Here is a 14,129-nt window from a genome sequence, read left to right on the forward strand (position 1 = left end):
ACCGGCAGCGGGGCTTTTTTTATGGGGCTAGCGGATTACTCGGCCAGCTTGAAGGTGATGAAGCTGGCACGGCCTTGACGCAGGACGCGCATCGACACCGAGCGATTCTTCGGCAACGCCTTGGCGATGTCGGCGAATTCCTTGGTGGTGTCAATTGCCTGATTGTTCAAGTGAGTGATCACGTCACCCGGTTGCAGGCCGATCAAGGCGGCTGGGCCGTCCTGAACTTCCTTGATCACCACACCGCTTTGCAGGTCGAAGGTTTTCTTCTGCTCGGCGGTCAGTTCAACCACGGCGATACCCAGGCGGTTACTGCTGCGCTCGGCACCGGGCTTGGCGTTACCCAGGGCATCCAGGGTGGCGCCTTCTTCCGGGATGGCACCTACGGTCAGTTCGACGTTCTGGCGCTTGCCATCACGAATCACTTCCAGCTTGGCTTTGCCGCCAGCCTTGAGCGCGCCGACCAGATGAGGCAGGTCCGCCGACATGATGATCGGCTGGCCGTTCATGCTCAGGATGACGTCACCGACTTTCAGGCCGCCTTTGGCCGCGGGGCCATTGTCCTGAATCTGCGCAACCAGGGCACCGGCCGGCTTGTCGAGACCGAAGGACTCAGCCAGGTCCTTGTTCACTTCCTGGATGACCACGCCCAACCAGCCGCGGCTGACCTTGCCGCCGCTTTTGAGCTGATTGGAGACGTCCATGGCCACATCGATCGGGATCGCGAAGGACACACCCATGAAGCCACCGGAGCGGGTGTAGATCTGCGAGTTGATCCCCACCACTTCGCCGGCCAGGTTGAACAGCGGGCCACCGGAGTTACCCGGGTTGATCGGCACGTCGGTCTGGATGAACGGCACGTAGTTTTCGTTTGGCAGGCTGCGACCGATGGCGCTGACGATGCCTTGGGTAACGGTGTGGTCAAAGCCGAACGGCGAACCGATCGCGACCACCCACTGACCGGCCTTCAGGTCCTGGGACTTGCCCAGTTTAAGCACCGGTAAATCCTTGCCATCGATTTTAAGCAAGGCCACGTCGGAACGTGGATCGGTGCCAATCAGCTTGGCCTTGAGTTCACTGCGATCTGCCAGGCGCACGAGAATTTCATCGGCATCGGCAATCACGTGGTTGTTGGTGAGGATGTAGCCATCAGGCGAAATGATGAAGCCGGAGCCCAGGGATTGGGCTTCGCGCTGGCCACCACCGCCACGGGGGGAGCGCGGTTGCGGCATCCCTCGCTCGAAGAACTCGCGCAGCATGGGCGGCAAGCCTTCCAGGTCGGGCATCTGCTGGTTCGAGACCTTGCGATCCGGCAGCTTCTGCGTGGTACTGATGTTCACCACGGCAGGCGAGGCCTGCTCCACCAGTTGGGTGAAGTCAGGCAACTCGACCGCTTGCGCAGGTAAGGCCTGACCCAGCACCAGCACTGTGGCGACTATGGATAAGTAAGACTTCAAACGTGGTATCGACATACAGCTCCCGTTACGACGAGCAGGGTTAAGCGACAGGGTTCAATAAACGCCGGATACGGCGACCGGCATTTTTGTTCCGCGAACAAACAAGGCCAGAGCCATCAAACCCTGACCTATAAAAAACATGGGAAGTTTTTGCAAGTGAAAATGCTGATCCAGAAATTTCATACGCCCAGCGTCCAACCAAATTCGGACTCAGATTGAAAGAACAGGATGAACATAAGATTAACAATCTCAGGGCTTGGCGGCGGCCTTTTCACCACGCACCGACAACGCGATGCGTTCAGCAGTGCCGATGGGAATTTCGCCCACCACCGTGACCATCATTTCGCCATCGACCGTATTCAAACGCCGCGAGACTGCCACGGTTGGCCCAAGCTGAGCGCGGGTTTCATTCACGTCAGCGCCACTGGCCGACTCGAGAAACACCGAAAAACGCGCGAGCCCATCGTCATACATCAGGCTGTCGACGGTAGATTTCGTTTGGGGATCTTTGCGCGTAGCGCTGCTGATCTGTTGGAAACCAGGCGGTAGCCAGTCCAGATGCCACCTTTGCGTGGCAGACAGGTCAGGTGTTTTAGCGGCAGACATTGTTACCGGTGAACAGTCGCTGCTGGGCTGCAAGTCCTGGTCAGAAGGAGTAGCCGAAGTATCCAGGCGCGTGAACTGAAAACGCTCCAACAACTGCCCTTGATCGTTGAGCAGCAAGGACTTGAGCGGCAGCGCAGTCTCACGATCCAGGTGTAATTCAAACCCATAACGGTAAGGGTCACGCGCACTGATCGACACAATCACCGCATTACGACCAGCCACGCGGGATTTGCCAATGACGGCCAGTTCATAGAATGGATTGAGTTTTTTGGGATCAAGAATACGCGAGGGTGCATCAGAAGAAGGATCGAGGCTGGCAACCAACGCGCCACTGACGCATTGCGCCCGACCGTCTACCCGAACCGCTTCCTGGGCGGAGCCGTCAAGCTGCAACAAGCGTTCACGGACATGACCATCCTGGACGCGGTGCCAGATGTCATGGGTGGAAAAACTGCCGTTACGTTCGTAGACAAACGTACCTTCAAAGCTTTGCTGCTGCTCTGCACGCCCAAGTCGAGTCAGCCAGTCTTGGGCTTCATCGGCATGGGCGGATAGTGCAAACCAACTACTGAGCAAAAGCGCAAGGAGCGGTATGGCGCGCATAGGGCTCCTTAGCGAATCAGCGGTTTTCCTGGCTTGCTGCACGAGCGTATGGCAGAGCGCTTTCAGTGCCTTTGGCGGCCGATTCCTGCGCATGTTGACGCAGGTAGCCTGGAAGGCGCTGATCCTGCCAGCCGGATTGCCCCTGAAGTACACCATTGGCCATAGGGCCGGTGGTATCGGTGCTTTCCTTGTAGCCAGCCAGCACGGCCGGGCCTTTGACTTGCGGACCGGCCATGACCGGCTGCTGAGTCTGTTGGGCCAGCTCGTTGCCTGCGATCTCGTCCTGGTTGTACAGGCGAACACCTGCCAACACAGCAACGGTCACCGAGGCGGCCACTGCCAGACGACCCAGGCTGCGCCATGGACCACGCGAGGCTTTTGCCGGAACGGCTTCATCAGCCAGTGCAGCAGAAACGGCCGCAGCAATATCCAGACGAGGGATTAGGAGATCCTTGTGCATCACCGCCCGAGCGACTTGGTAACGAGACCAGGTATCACGGGTTTCGGCGTCATCAAATGCATTGAGCACTCGACGAAGTTCCAGTTCATCCGCTTCGTTATCCATCACTGCGGACAGCGATTCCTGCAGGGCATCACGACTCATGGCGGTTCCTCTCTTGGCTGTCGCCGCTGTCTTTAGTTTTCCTGCAACAACGGTTGCAAGGCTTTGTCGATGGCTTCCCGGGCCCGGAAAATCCGCGACCTCACAGTCCCCACCGGACATTGCATGACGCTCGCAATGTCTTCGTAACTCAGACCATCGAATTCACGTAAAGTTAACGCCGTACGCAAATCTTCTGGCAGTTGCTGAATAGTGCGATGGACGGTGCCTTCGATCTCGTCGCGCAGCAATGCACGCTCCGGCGACTCGAGATCTTTGAGGCCGTGATCACCATCGTAAAATTCTGCATCTTCTGAACTGACATCACTGTCTGGTGGGCGACGACCGCGTGACACCAGATAGTTTTTCGCCGTGTTAATGGCGATGCGGTACAGCCACGTGTAAAACGCACTGTCACCGCGGAAATTTCCAAGTGCACGGTAAGCCTTGATAAAGGCTTCCTGTGCAACGTCCTGCGCTTCATGGGTGTCGTGCACAAACCGCACGATCAACCCGAGAATTTTGTGCTGGTATTTCAGCACTAGCAGATCAAATGCTCGCTTATCACCGCGCTGTACGCGCTCGACCAGCTGCTGATCCTCTTCCTGGGTTAGCATGAACACTCCTCGTTGTACTTGAAGGAGGCTTGCATAACTAAACGATCAGGCTTGCAAACATAGACTCGGGCTTTTCGCAAAAGTTCTCCCCCTTCAAGCAAGTTTCCGGCATGCACTGATTTGGCACACACGAAAAACGCAGCACGGTCGGTGCCGGCTGCGCGAATAATCTTGTCGCCGGTTTCGTGACGCGTCCAATGCTCCCGACGGGCCAATAAACTCAACGTTTTCCCAGCTTTCGGGCAACCTGCTATTGAGTCGGGGCTCATGCAAAAAGTTCCCGTCCCGCCAACCGGCCGTTTCCCAAAGCTGCGCAGCATAATCTCACAATGCCACGAAGGCGTGGCTATTGTGCCGCTCCACCCCTCTATATACTAGTGGCCCGTGTGACCCTTTGATTCGCCGATCCAGGCGTCCTGTTTGCGCCCCCTCTGGATCGCTTTTTGCGGAATCCGTCAAATGAGCCAACAGTTTCAACACGATGTCCTGGTTATCGGTAGCGGCGCCGCCGGCTTGAGCCTGGCCCTGACGCTGCCCAGCCATTTGCGTATAGCGGTTTTGAGCAAAGGCGACCTGGCCAACGGCTCGACCTTCTGGGCCCAGGGCGGTGTCGCCGCAGTGCTGGACGACACCGACACCGTGCAATCCCACGTCGAAGACACCCTCAACGCCGGCGGCGGCCTGTGCAATGAAGACGCCGTTCGCTTCACCGTCGAGCACAGCCGGGAAGCCATCCAATGGTTGATCGACCAAGGTGTGCCCTTCACCCGTGATGAACATGCCGGCAGCGACGACGGCGGCTTTGAGTTCCACCTGACCCGCGAAGGCGGCCACAGCCATCGCCGAATCATTCACGCCGCCGATGCCACCGGGGCCGCGATTTTCAAGACCCTGCTCGACCAGGCCCGCCAACGACCCAACATCCAATTGCTGGAGCAGCGCGTCGCCGTCGACCTGATCACCGAAAAACGCCTGGGCCTGGCGGGCGAGCGCTGCCTGGGCGCCTACGTACTCAACCGCACCAGCGGTGAAGTTGATACCTATGGCGCACGCTTCACCATTCTCGCCTCGGGCGGCGCCGCCAAGGTCTACCTCTATACCAGCAACCCCGACGGTGCCTGCGGCGACGGCATTGCGATGGCCTGGCGCTCGGGCTGCCGGGTCGCCAACCTGGAGTTCAACCAGTTCCACCCCACGTGCCTGTATCACCCGCAGGCCAAGAGCTTCCTGATCACCGAAGCCCTGCGCGGTGAAGGTGCGCATTTGAAGCTGCCCAATGGCGAGCGCTTCATGCAGCGCTTCGACCCACGCGCCGAGCTGGCGCCACGGGATATCGTCGCCCGCGCCATCGACCACGAAATGAAGCGCCTGGGTATCGACTGCGTGTACCTGGACATCAGTCACAAGCCCGAAGCCTTTATCAAGACCCACTTCCCGACCGTCTACGAACGCTGCCTGACTTTCAATATCGACATCACCAAGGGCCCGATCCCCGTGGTACCGGCCGCGCACTACACCTGCGGGGGCGTAATGGTCGACCAGCATGGCCGCACCGACGTGCCGGGCCTGTATGCCATCGGCGAAACCAGTTTCACCGGCCTGCACGGCGCCAACCGCATGGCCAGCAATTCACTGCTCGAATGCTTCGTGTATGCGCGCTCGGCGGCAGCCGACATTCTTGAGCAACTACCGCGCATCCCGGTACCGGCCGCCCTGCCCCGCTGGGACGCGAGCCAGGTTACCGATTCGGACGAAGACGTGATCATCGCCCACAACTGGGACGAGCTGCGGCGCTTCATGTGGGACTATGTGGGTATCGTGCGCACCAACAAGCGCCTGCAACGGGCGCAACATCGGGTGCGCTTGCTGCTGGATGAGATCGACGAGTTCTACAGCAACTACCGAGTAAGCAGAGACCTGATTGAATTGAGGAACCTTGCTCAAGTAGCGGAACTGATGATCAGGTCTGCCATGGAACGTAAGGAATCTCGGGGTCTGCACTACACGCTGGACTATCCAGGGATGCTGCCAGAGGCGAAGGATACGATCCTTACACCGACCTAATGAGGCACGTTAGGAGCACATAGCGTAGCACCATAGGACCCCGATTTGTAACAGCTTTGGCTCACATTTGTCCCAACGCCGGGGTCCTTATCGCCTACCCGCAAGGGTCCTTATCGTGCGCCTGAGCGAGCGTGCGAGGGCCTACGGGGGTAAGCGCGCCCAGAGAGTATTAAAGGTGATCGCTCAGATTTTTCTCTCAAATTCTAAAGGGACCTCAAGGAGTTCCTGTGTGAAATCTGAATAACCTGCAAGCCTATGGCCCACGAGATTTCACACAGGACTCCCTACATGGCTGTCATTACATCGCTCAGCAGATCATGGGTAAGCTCTATGAGCCCCTCAGGGACAGCCACCCCGCTGACTATGGCAATCATGGCGACTACCTTCCAGAAGCTGGGAGATTTAACGATAGCCTTGAGGACAGCTAACCGAACATCTTTCGCATGGTCATAGGGTCCTCCTTGAACCAGCCAATTAAAGCAATGAAATAACGTATCACTAAAAGAACCCAAGACTCCTCATAGGGAGCCTCAGGACTTCATCCATCTATTGACCCAGCGTCACACGAGTGACCATTGGGAAATCTACCAGCTCAACTTGAAGCTTCTCGGCTGGGTCGGCTGGGTTTGCCAGCTTGAGCTGAACCTTGGCCTGAGCCATTACATCAGCCACACCAATGATCTCTACGTCCCATGCTGCTGCATTGGCGTTACGGGTCGCATGGATCTGCCACACATCGCCATCACCATCTTGGCGGAAGCTCAAAGAGGCCATGTCTTTAGGAAGCATAAAGATGCCGAGGTCTTCACCAGAATAGAACTGCGTACCACAACCCAATAGCTCCTCTACATCCGACAGACCAGCTCGTTGAGCAGCACGCTCAAGACCAGCGACTTCCTTTGCAGGAATCAGCAACACAAAGTCAGACAGCGAAGTGCCAACGGCTTGGTTGATGTTCATGGTCAGGCCGTCGATGATGTCCTCTGCGCGTTCTCGTGGGTTCTTCGACAAGCCAGTCAGTGCCTTGGTCTCGGTGGATGCAGCACTGGTCAGGATCTTCGCAATGGTCGCCCCACAGGACAGCTCAAAGTCTTTCAGCATCTTCTCGGCCATCTGCCCCATGCCATTGGCAGTGAAGCCAGCCATCATGTGGTGGTCGAAGAACGTTTGACGGAAAGAGAACAGAGCGGCGTGCGGGGTCGCCTCACAGAACAGGAAGTCGCCAGCGACTGCCTCACCCTTCTCAAAGGTCGAGTCATCGTAGATGGATTTACGGGGATCGAACTCAACGCTACGGTCTTGCATCAGCATAATCTGCTGTGTGGTTGGCTCAGTGCCCTTAGGGCGGAACTCACAGGGGATTGCGTCCTCTGCCGCCGCTTCCCAGTCACCGCCGTTAAAGTAGTCGTCAAGGCCCTCTGTAAGGATCTCAACGAACGTCTCAGCGCCAGTCGCGCCGTTGTCCTTTACCTCAGCCGAGGAGTTAAAACGGATGATGCCGCCTTGCTCAGTGATAGCGGTAGACCAGTTGGTGGGCTTGATGTATTCGTTAGTTTTCATGTGGGATCTCCTTGAGTTGTTCGAAGTGATGTTCTTTGTGGCCCGCTTAGCTGTTGTCAGTTACGACGAGCTGCGCGAATGGCCGCACCGTGTGCCCGGATGTCTGCTGCTCGTTTCTCTTTGGCTTCACGTGCCCGAGCCACTTCAAGGCGTGTAGGTGCCTGATAGGAAGCGCATCGGTCTGCGTGGAACTGAGCGTCACGGAGCTGAGCTGCTCGAAGGTCTTCACCTGCTTTGATCTCTTGGCGGGCCAGCGAGGTCTGCTCAGGGAATGCTGAGGTACTGAGACCAGCTTCGATGTACTGGCGCACAATGGCCGTGATCGAACTGTGATTCTTACCAGCAGCAGCGATAAGACCTGCGAGCATTACGCCCTCGGCATAAGCCTTGGTCACGGGCTGGCCTTGAACGGTCAAGGAGTTGTCACTGAGTTGGATGTCGAGCTTCATATTGGGGTTCTCCTTTGAGAGACCCTTAAGCCAAACCTTGCCGCCATGATCGCGTGACCAATGGGGAAAGGAGACCCGCACGGGATCAACAAGGTTTGCTTAAAGGTATTGGATTGAAGGTGGTTTCACAGCCCTGTGGGGTTAACTTGGCGGGGACTGTAGGAGCGCCTCTGTGCTGAATGGCGGACAGCGAGGAGGTTCCGGTGTGGTGCATAGATTGCCCACTACTGACGCTTATGGCGCCTCGTGGGACCTTGAGGAGACCATGGGTAACTGATTCCCGGGGCCTTAGTGAGGGTTTTTACGGCAGTTCTCAGGCCAGCATTATCGGTTGACTGCTCATCGGAATGGACAAGTCACAGCGAACAAGCGTCTTCAAACTGAGACCGTCTTCAAGAGCTTCCTTGAGCGCTTCCATGCATCGCTGATTTGTTATGAGGGCAACGTAAGGAAGCGTCACCGCGAGGTCGTAAACGGTGCCCAATTCAGGATCACGCGAACGGCCTGGAGCACTTACCTTTGAGACCAAGGCGCGGATCGTAATAAGCGATGTCCGGCGTGGCTTGGTGAACACCCTGTTAATCAAGGCGAGCTCAGCGGTTGTCGGAATGGTTTTCTTAAAGTTGCTCATTTAGCGAATCCTCTTAGGCCGTCTCTGGCTGCAAGGGCGGCTGCTTGATCCTCTGTGAGATTGCCTTTAGCGATAGCTGAGCGTAGGCCCTGCACGGTGTTACGGCGCCCCAGAGAGCTCCATTGGCACTTGTCATTGAATGTCATGCGCTTGAGGATGGATGCACTGTGATCGTTCCCCAAAGAGGCCATCTTGTCGGCAACGATTAGAGCTACTTCGGGTAACTCAAGGATCGCCTCGAAGGCGTCATAGACAAGATCTTTGAATTCATCCGAGACCCAGCCCGCATATTCAAGGGTTGCGCGTTTGGTCGCCCATGAGCCTGCACCATTGGAGCTGTGCAAATTTTGCATAGCTTCCATTCGTTTAGCCTGCTTGGTCCGCCACTGCGCAGGTCCGTTCTTTACTGGTAACTTTAAGGTTCGCCAGATATCAGTTAGGTCCCACTGCCCTGCATTATTGGCCTTGAATGCTTGACCTTCTATAATGATGACGTGCCCAGCGTGCTTATGTTTGATGTCAGTGATCATTTGTCTATTCCTCTTGTTTGCTCCCTCAGGTTCGCTCCCACAGCCCAGCGCAGAGACCCGACAAAGGTTCTGGACGGTGGCATGAAGAAGCAAACAGGAAGACTCTGCGATTATCTGTGTGATGCCCAGCGATGGGCGTAGTGCATCTATAGCCTTAGTGAGGGTTTTTACGACACAGCTCAATAGTTCTGTAGTTCTTCTTAAAGATTCACATAACAGGAAAGAGCATCTTTAAGTTTACTCATTGAGCTCTCTTAGAAAGAGGGTGATATTCATCACTAACCCTCTCTCATTGAAACTGGTCGATGCTCCTCCTCAGAGGTCTTAAAGTTTTCTTTTATATATTCCGTCGTTAAGCCTGAGAGCCCCGATATAGAGCCTCCGCACTCACTTCAGCCTCAACTTCAGCCTTCAACTTCGGGTGTCGATCCACGTAGGAAGCGATGCCATGGGCAGCATGTCGAGCGGCCTTCGCCACACGCTGGGCGGTCCTCAAGCTGATCTCCTGAGTCTTGCAGACCTCCGCTGTGATGTCCTCAGCGAACAAGGCCCCGATCACTGCCCCGGTCTTCACGTTGATCTTGCCGTTGCTGATGCCAGCACTGGTGATGATCGACCCTTTGATGATGTCGTCCACCCAAGGTAGCAAGGAAGGAACGGCGAGGAGGTACATATAGGCAGCTACTGGATTCTTGAAGGCTGCCTTAGGGCGACCACGACCACGCACAGGCTCCTCAGAGATGACTGCTTGAGCATCAGGCGCAACGACTGGGCTTGTCTTCAAGTGGTCCTCAGCGAGGCTCTCACAGGCTTGACGCTCGGTGGCCCACGCCTTGAACTGGTCATCTTTGGACTTGGGGAGAACCATCGTGTGGCTCTTTAGGATCTGCCCGGTGATTGGGTCAACGTGAAGGATGATGCCGGTGTCGTGGTCAACGTGGCGGTGATGTGGTCCGGGTTGGGTGAGCAAGGTCATGGTGTCCTCCTAAGGTCAGTTGGTGTGCTGTAGCCTTAGTGAGGGTATTTAACGCCACCCCGTATTCATTGACCCACTTACGGAACGGCTCAGAGGCTGGAGCTCTACCCGCCAAGAGCATCCTGTAGACCCACGACTCTGTGTCTAACCACGATTTTGCCTGAAGGTGTTGTACAGCAAGATGGGTATTGCCCAAGTCTCTTCTTGAAACATAGACCTCTTTTACGTTGGCCCATGAAGTCCCATTAATAGCACTTTGCCTTTATAGGGTTTGTGTGCTCAATTACAAGCCCACCTAAGGAGACCCACATGGCTTACTACACAGATAAATCAGTTTTCCAAAAAATAACTAACCCTCATGAAATATGGGGAAAGGAGTTTGGCCCAGCCGAGATTGTTCCAGTTTCAGGCATATACCGCTGTACAGGATGTAACAAGGAGGTGACCTCCAATCATGGCGACAAATTCCCACCACAGAACCACCATCAGCACACATTATTAGCTGGCCCGATCAAGTGGAAAATTAATGTTTGGACGAATACCGAAGGGAAATAATCTAAGAAAACCCTCTATGCACCACGTTAAATAAGGACATAGAGGGTTTCTTGTTCATCAAACCGCTTGGGTCAGACTACCCCAAAGGCCGACTTCAAGGCCTCAGTCATACGGCCTACCTCTACTGCACTCCCCGCACCATAGAGGTCATAACTGATAGACCCCGACGAGTGCCCCAAGATCGACTCAGCGGTCCCCACAGGCACCTCAGCGGCCTTCAAGGCTCCAGCCAATGAGTGTCGCAACGAGTGGAACGTTTGGGTCCGATCAGTTTTCAACTTCAAGACATCCCGAAGGGCCCCATTGAGCACACCAGAGAATTGCCCAGCCCCCAGCGTGAACAGCCGAGTGTCGGACTTGTCGACAAACTCAAGGAACGCCTTTAGGTCAAACCCATAGGCCCCATCGGTCAACGGGATGACCCTCAAAGCATTCTTGGTCTTGGCTGTCTTACCATCGTTCCTATTGATGTCGATGACCCACACACCTCCAACCTGCTTAACGTCAGCCTTGGTCAACTGCCTGAGTTCCTCAATACGGGTCCCAGTGATCACCCCGAGGAACAATGCCCAGCGCTGCCAAGCGTCCACTGGAAGCGACTTAGCGTGAGCCATCAGGGCCTTTACCTGATCCTGAGAGAACGCCTCACGAGAGCTGTCAGCATCCTTGGATAGCTTCAGTCCCTTGTCGAAGCCCTTGTCGAGGTAGCCGTTATGAACAGCCCAATCCATGACAGTTGATAGCCGGGTGAGTAGCTTGTTCACAGTGGAACCTTTGCGGTCCTCAAGGAGTTTTGCTTTGAGCGCCACCATGTCAGCCCGAGCGTGCCCTTTAAGGTCGAGCCCTCCCAGAGCAGCGCTAATAGCAGCACAAGACGACTTAACGTCTCGCATAGTGCTGGCCTGTACGTTGTCCTTTTGCTCCGCCATATAGAGCCCTGAGAGATGCTCGAATGTCAGAGCCTCAGAAGCGTTTACAGATAGGGACAGACAAGGGGCTACAGGCGTGCCACAAGGGACACCTCTGAGTTCCTCAACGATCCCAACCAGCTTGCCCGGCCTCCCCTTCAAGCGCTCCTGAGCGGCCTCAAGGATGTCCTCGGCTTTACTCGCTGCCCTTTGTTGATCAATGGTCATTAGCCCCTTAGCTGATGCCTCGCGAAGCGACAGACGTAGTTCGTCATAGATCATCTCGTAGGCCACCAGTGAGTCATCACCATGAGCCATGGTCAGGCACTCCTCAGCGATGTCTGCCAATCGCTCTCTGAGCTCATCCCACGTCGCCTCTGGGTTATCCAAGTGGAAAGCAGCGAGCGTCTTGAGGATGTCCTTGGAGATGGTCATAGCAGTGGCCTTGTCTGTGGTTCTGAGCGATAGCGTATAGAAACCCTTAGCGGTTCCTTGAGGGCGAAGGCGAAGGTAATAGCGACCAGACCGGCGATAGTGGTAAGGCTTGGCGAGCGCAGTTTGTAACAGGTTTGTCCCAGTTAGGGAGCGTTGGTTGGTGGTCATCGGCTGAAACCCCTGTATCCATTGGGTTTAGCCTCATAGGGTCGAGTTCTACAGCAACTATAAGGTCAGCCGCGACCTGATCGAATTGCGCAACCTGGCCCAAGTGGCCGAGCTGATGATTCGTTCAGCCATGGAACGCAAGGAAAGCCGCGGCCTGCATTACACCCTCGACTACCCTCAGATGCTGCCCGAAGCCCGGGACACTATCCTGGTGCCAACCACCTACGGCGGCTGAACTTCAGGCGTACCCGCAGGCGCCGATGCACATCGGCGGCCTGCGCATCCTTGGGCACGCAGATGGACCGCACTCGCCGTTCACCCTGCACCCGGTAACGCAACACCACGATCAGCGGCAACGCCAGGCTGTCGGGCCGCAGTTGCACAGAGTGCCACCCGCGTGCGGCGCTCCATAATTGCCAGCCATCGTCGTCACGGCGCAGGCCACGAATCGACGAACGGTGAGTGAGCAGGATTTGCCGCGGTAATATCCAGGCACAATGAGCCAGGCATAACAGGGTGCCAAGGCTTGAGTAAGGCAGATTTAGAACCAGCAGGCTGCCAAACGCGATCAGTTGGGCAAGCACATAGGCCGCCAGCAACAGCCGCGAGGCCTGCCAGCGGCATTCGAAACGATTACTTGGGCTGGACACGGTCCAGGATCATCCGAACCATGCGCTGCAGCTCCGGGTCTTCGGATTCGGCGCGCTCCATGAACCAGCCAAACATGTCCTGGTCTTCGCACGTGAGCAACCTGACGTAGAGGTCGCGGTCCACCTGATTGAGCGTCGCGTACACCTCTTTGGTGAAAGGCACCAGCAACACATCCAGCTCCAGCATGCCGCGACGGCTGTGCCAGTAGAGGCGATTGATTTCTACATCTTCGACCATGGAGCCCTCCTAAATTAGAGCGCAAGTATACAGCCCCGACGACTCCGGAACAGTCGGCTTTGGTCGACCGCGACGAAACTATGCATTTGCCGGACGCCCCTCTATGATGCACCCATGACTTTTTGACCTGCGATGACCCATGGCTGACTCCGCTTTTTTCTGCTCCCTGTCCCACGAAGGCGTTCTCGCCGTCCGCGGCTCCGATGCTGCCAAGTTCCTGCAGGGCCAACTGACCTGCAACCTCAATTACCTGAATGATACCCAGGCCAGCCTGGGCGCGCGCTGCACGCAAAAAGGCCGGATGCAGTCGAGCTTCCGCATCCTGCTACAGGGTGATGGCGTACTCCTGGCCATGGCCACCGAGTTGCTAGAGCCGCAGTTGGCGGATTTGAAAAAGTACGCGGTGTTCTCCAAGTCCAAGCTCACCGACGAAAGCGCTGCCTGGGCGCGCTTCGGCCTGGCTAACGCAGACGCGGCCTTGACCGCTCTGGGCCTGGAACTGCCGGTCGAGACCGACAGCGTGGCACGCAACGAGGCATTGATCGCCGTCCGCGTTTCCCCGGGCCGTGCCGAACTCTGGGTACCTGCCGAACACGCCGACACCGTGCGCAGCCAATTGGCCGCACAATTGCAGCAGGCTGACTTGAATGCGTGGCTGCTTGGCCAGATCCGTGCCGGTATCGGCCAGGTGATGCCCCAGACGCGCGAGCTGTTCATCCCGCAGATGCTCAACCTGCAAGCCGTGGGCGGCGTGAGTTTCAAGAAAGGCTGCTACACCGGCCAGGAAATCGTCGCGCGCATGCAGTACCTGGGCAAACTCAAGCGGCGCCTGTATCGCCTGAGCCTGGAAACAGCCGAACTCCCCGAGCCAGGTACTCCACTGTTTTCCCCCAGCCATAACAGCGCAATCGGCGAAGTGGTCATCGCCGCAAAAGCTGACCAGTCGATTGAACTTCTCGCGGTGCTGCAAGCCGAAGCTGCCGACAGTGGCGACGTGCGCTTGGGCACCTTGGAAGGCCCGGGCTTGCACCTGCTTGACCTGCCCTACCAACTGGACCGAGATCGCGAGATCCAGCGTTAA

At 56.5% G+C, this 14,129-nt stretch carries 16 protein-coding genes and 1 pseudogene; 4 read left to right on the forward strand and 13 right to left on the reverse strand.

Annotated features, from left to right (window positions below; all coding sequences use genetic code 11):
* Positions 1–35 precede the first annotated feature (35 nt).
* The 5 genes from MF6394_RS26755 to rpoE all read right to left on the reverse strand — a co-directional run bounded on the left by MF6394_RS26755 (position 36) and on the right by rpoE (position 3,884).
* On the reverse strand, positions 36–1,472 hold the full coding sequence (locus MF6394_RS26755) for a DegQ family serine endoprotease (protein ID WP_014717365.1): 1,437 nt from the start codon (positions 1,470–1,472) through the stop codon (positions 36–38).
* 39 nt (positions 1,473–1,511) lie between these two features.
* A complete protein-coding gene (locus MF6394_RS34965) occupies positions 1,512–1,640 on the reverse strand; it encodes a hypothetical protein (RefSeq protein ID WP_256557875.1) in 129 nt (42 codons plus the stop codon).
* A 66-nt stretch (positions 1,641–1,706) separates the two neighbouring features.
* The gene (locus tag MF6394_RS26760; RefSeq protein ID WP_078467889.1) at positions 1,707–2,666 is read right to left on the reverse strand and encodes a MucB/RseB C-terminal domain-containing protein; all 960 of its coding nucleotides are present in this window, start codon (positions 2,664–2,666) and stop codon (positions 1,707–1,709) included.
* Positions 2,667–2,682: 16 nt separating this feature from the next.
* Positions 2,683–3,270, reverse strand: coding sequence for a sigma-E factor negative regulatory protein (locus MF6394_RS26765; protein WP_003189451.1), 588 nt, complete (start codon positions 3,268–3,270; stop codon positions 2,683–2,685).
* Between the two features lie 32 nt (positions 3,271–3,302).
* On the reverse strand, positions 3,303–3,884 hold the full coding sequence (rpoE, locus tag MF6394_RS26770) for an RNA polymerase sigma factor RpoE (RefSeq protein WP_003172477.1): 582 nt from the start codon (positions 3,882–3,884) through the stop codon (positions 3,303–3,305).
* Positions 3,885–4,343: 459 nt separating this feature from the next.
* Between rpoE and nadB the strand changes: the two genes are divergently transcribed.
* On the forward strand, positions 4,344–5,948 hold the full coding sequence (nadB, locus tag MF6394_RS26775) for an L-aspartate oxidase (RefSeq protein ID WP_078467890.1): 1,605 nt from the start codon (positions 4,344–4,346) through the stop codon (positions 5,946–5,948).
* A 546-nt stretch (positions 5,949–6,494) separates the two neighbouring features.
* On the opposite strand, the gene MF6394_RS26780 is transcribed toward nadB, so the two are convergent.
* The 5 genes from MF6394_RS26780 to MF6394_RS26800 form a co-directional block, all read right to left on the reverse strand.
* Complete coding sequence (locus MF6394_RS26780; RefSeq protein WP_078467891.1) at positions 6,495–7,508, reverse strand: hypothetical protein; 1,014 nt, start codon at positions 7,506–7,508, stop codon at positions 6,495–6,497.
* Positions 7,509–7,564: 56 nt separating this feature from the next.
* Positions 7,565–7,957 (reverse strand): hypothetical protein, encoded by a 393-nt coding sequence (locus MF6394_RS26785; protein WP_047281081.1) that lies wholly within the window; start codon positions 7,955–7,957, stop codon positions 7,565–7,567.
* 313 nt (positions 7,958–8,270) lie between these two features.
* Positions 8,271–8,588, reverse strand: a complete 318-nt coding sequence (locus MF6394_RS26790) for a hypothetical protein (RefSeq protein ID WP_078467892.1) — start codon at positions 8,586–8,588, stop codon at positions 8,271–8,273.
* A complete protein-coding gene (locus MF6394_RS26795) occupies positions 8,585–9,118 on the reverse strand; it encodes a KilA-N domain-containing protein (protein WP_078467893.1) in 534 nt (177 codons plus the stop codon). Before MF6394_RS26795 ends, MF6394_RS26790 begins: the two co-directional genes overlap by 4 nt.
* A 352-nt stretch (positions 9,119–9,470) precedes the next feature.
* On the reverse strand, positions 9,471–10,094 hold the full coding sequence (locus MF6394_RS26800) for a hypothetical protein (protein ID WP_078467894.1): 624 nt from the start codon (positions 10,092–10,094) through the stop codon (positions 9,471–9,473).
* A 309-nt stretch (positions 10,095–10,403) separates the two neighbouring features.
* Here MF6394_RS26800 and MF6394_RS26805 point away from each other — a divergent pair, with 309 nt between their 5' ends.
* Positions 10,404–10,649, forward strand: a complete 246-nt coding sequence (locus MF6394_RS26805) for a protein L (RefSeq protein ID WP_078467895.1) — start codon at positions 10,404–10,406, stop codon at positions 10,647–10,649.
* A 71-nt stretch (positions 10,650–10,720) separates the two neighbouring features.
* Here the strand turns inward: MF6394_RS26805 and MF6394_RS26810 are convergent, their stop codons facing one another.
* Positions 10,721–12,160, reverse strand: coding sequence for a site-specific integrase (locus MF6394_RS26810; RefSeq protein ID WP_078467896.1), 1,440 nt, complete (start codon positions 12,158–12,160; stop codon positions 10,721–10,723).
* A gap of 43 nt (positions 12,161–12,203) precedes the next feature.
* On the opposite strand from MF6394_RS26810, the pseudogene MF6394_RS26815 reads away from it, so the two are divergent.
* Positions 12,204–12,395, forward strand: a pseudogene (locus tag MF6394_RS26815) (L-aspartate oxidase); the annotation flags it as partial.
* On the opposite strand, the gene MF6394_RS26820 reads toward MF6394_RS26815, so the two are convergent.
* Both MF6394_RS26820 and MF6394_RS26825 read right to left on the reverse strand, forming a co-directional pair.
* On the reverse strand, positions 12,364–12,810 hold the full coding sequence (locus tag MF6394_RS26820) for a protein YgfX (protein ID WP_078467897.1): 447 nt from the start codon (positions 12,808–12,810) through the stop codon (positions 12,364–12,366). The pseudogene MF6394_RS26815 and the gene MF6394_RS26820 sit on opposite strands and share 32 nt — an antisense overlap.
* Entirely contained in the window at positions 12,794–13,048 is a 255-nt protein-coding gene (locus tag MF6394_RS26825) for an FAD assembly factor SdhE (RefSeq protein WP_014717362.1), read from the reverse strand. The genes MF6394_RS26820 and MF6394_RS26825 overlap by 17 nt, the downstream gene beginning before the upstream one ends.
* Positions 13,049–13,187: 139 nt before the next feature.
* Between MF6394_RS26825 and ygfZ the strand changes: the two genes are divergently transcribed.
* On the forward strand, positions 13,188–14,129 hold the full coding sequence (gene ygfZ, locus MF6394_RS26830; protein ID WP_078467898.1) for a CAF17-like 4Fe-4S cluster assembly/insertion protein YgfZ: 942 nt from the start codon (positions 13,188–13,190) through the stop codon (positions 14,127–14,129).

The organism is Pseudomonas sp. MF6394, from assembly GCF_002018845.1.
Classification (GTDB): domain Bacteria; phylum Pseudomonadota; class Gammaproteobacteria; order Pseudomonadales; family Pseudomonadaceae; genus Aquipseudomonas; species Aquipseudomonas lactis.

Coding starts and splice junctions, on each gene's coding strand:
- MF6394_RS26790 (WP_078467892.1), bottom strand. CDS start 8,588: ATGAGCAACTTTAAGAAAACCATTCCGACAACCGCTGAGCTCGCCTTG.
- MF6394_RS26795 (WP_078467893.1), bottom strand. CDS start 9,118: ATGATCACTGACATCAAACATAAGCACGCTGGGCACGTCATCATTATA.
- MF6394_RS26785 (WP_047281081.1), bottom strand. CDS start 7,957: ATGAAGCTCGACATCCAACTCAGTGACAACTCCTTGACCGTTCAAGGC.
- MF6394_RS26810 (WP_078467896.1), bottom strand. CDS start 12,160: ATGACCACCAACCAACGCTCCCTAACTGGGACAAACCTGTTACAAACT.
- MF6394_RS26805 (WP_078467895.1), top strand. CDS start 10,404: ATGGCTTACTACACAGATAAATCAGTTTTCCAAAAAATAACTAACCCT.
- nadB (WP_078467890.1), top strand. CDS start 4,344: ATGAGCCAACAGTTTCAACACGATGTCCTGGTTATCGGTAGCGGCGCC.
- rpoE (WP_003172477.1), bottom strand. CDS start 3,884: ATGCTAACCCAGGAAGAGGATCAGCAGCTGGTCGAGCGCGTACAGCGC.
- MF6394_RS26825 (WP_014717362.1), bottom strand. CDS start 13,048: ATGGTCGAAGATGTAGAAATCAATCGCCTCTACTGGCACAGCCGTCGC.
- MF6394_RS26760 (WP_078467889.1), bottom strand. CDS start 2,666: ATGCGCGCCATACCGCTCCTTGCGCTTTTGCTCAGTAGTTGGTTTGCA.
- ygfZ (WP_078467898.1), top strand. CDS start 13,188: ATGGCTGACTCCGCTTTTTTCTGCTCCCTGTCCCACGAAGGCGTTCTC.
- MF6394_RS26800 (WP_078467894.1), bottom strand. CDS start 10,094: ATGACCTTGCTCACCCAACCCGGACCACATCACCGCCACGTTGACCAC.
- MF6394_RS26755 (WP_014717365.1), bottom strand. CDS start 1,472: ATGTCGATACCACGTTTGAAGTCTTACTTATCCATAGTCGCCACAGTG.
- MF6394_RS34965 (WP_256557875.1), bottom strand. CDS start 1,640: ATGAAATTTCTGGATCAGCATTTTCACTTGCAAAAACTTCCCATGTTT.
- MF6394_RS26780 (WP_078467891.1), bottom strand. CDS start 7,508: ATGAAAACTAACGAATACATCAAGCCCACCAACTGGTCTACCGCTATC.
- MF6394_RS26765 (WP_003189451.1), bottom strand. CDS start 3,270: ATGAGTCGTGATGCCCTGCAGGAATCGCTGTCCGCAGTGATGGATAAC.